Annotated in this window: 2 protein-coding genes; one reads left to right on the plus strand and one right to left on the minus strand. The window is 62.6% G+C overall.

Annotated features, from left to right (window positions below):
- Positions 1–489 (plus strand): DUF934 domain-containing protein (locus tag OXG98_06670; protein MCY3771686.1); only part of this gene is annotated, 489 nt, incomplete at its 5' end.
- A 99-nt stretch (positions 490–588) separates the two neighbouring features.
- Here OXG98_06670 and OXG98_06675 read toward each other — a convergent pair.
- The coding region (locus tag OXG98_06675) for a DUF1080 domain-containing protein (protein ID MCY3771687.1) at positions 589–1,189 on the minus strand (601 nt) is incomplete at its 5' end.

The following is a 1,189-nucleotide window of genomic DNA, read 5'->3' on the forward strand; positions in this document are numbered from 1 at the left end:
CTGCTGAAAAACAACGCGATGATCGACGATCCATTCGTCGATGCCACCGGGCAGGAGACGATTCCCGCAGGCGGCCCCGTTCTGGTGGATCTGCATCAGTGGCAATCCCACCGGGAGCAGCTGACGCAGCGGGCCGACCCCGTCGGCATCAAGCTCAGGAGCGATCAGCCGCCGGAACTGATCGCCGGCGACCTCGAATCGCTGGCCCTGGTCGCGCTGGAGTTTCCGGTGTTCAGGGATGGGCGAGCGTACTCCTACGCCCGGCTGCTTCGCGGGCAGTACCGCTTCGACGGCGAGATCAGGGCGGTGGGAGACGTGCTGCTGGAGCAGCTTCACTTCATGGAGCGCACCGGATTCGACGCATTCGAACTGCAAAGCGATGACCCGCTGGGCGATCTGCGAGTCGCCTCCGAAGACTTCGATGTCTGGTATCAACCGGCGGCCGACGGCCGCTTGTCGGCCATGCAGCTACGGCATCGGAGCGACTGAAAAACGCCCTTACGCCCGCGCGGCCCCAGAAAGTCTCAAACTGGAACCACGCCGATTCGCGGCAGCGACGTGCTTTCCATCAGGCCCGCTATGTGTCCCTCAAAGCGGTCGCAACCTGATATTCCGAAACCGGATCAGCCCGCCATTGTTTTGAAACGCGATGGGACCATTGGCGTGGGTGTCATCCTCGAGGTCGGCCGTGCGCGTGCCGTTCAACACCACGGTGATGCGGTTGCCCTGCGCCGTGATCTCGTAGGTATTCCATTGCTCCTCGGTCAACACTTCGACCCTCGGCGGCTGGTGACCCACGATCGAACCCGTCCGGTTGTCCGGGTTCTCGTTGGTATCGTAGATATTGACCTCGTAACCGCCCATCGCGCTGATCGCCTGGGGGTCGCCGTTGCGAATAAAGATGCCGCTGTTGGAACCGGCGCCAGGCCAGAAATCCGCCTGCAACAGAAAGTCAGTGTAGTGTCCCCTCGTGACCAGGAAGGAACCCGTGTAGCCGTCGGCCTCCACGTAGTCGTCGATGATGTTCCACTGGGCATCGCCGACGGCGTTGAAGGAACTCAGGTCGTGTCCGGCGAAGAGAATGACCCATTCGGGCTCGCTCAACAGGGATGCCTGCGTCGTGGTCTGGGCAATCGGCATCGCCGCCTCCGGTTCGGCAGCGTCGGGCCTCGCCTCGGATGAGCCCTTT

The sequence above is a fragment of the Gemmatimonadota bacterium genome (assembly GCA_026706345.1).
Taxonomy (GTDB): domain Bacteria; phylum JAAXHH01; class JAAXHH01; order JAAXHH01; family JAAXHH01; genus JAAXHH01.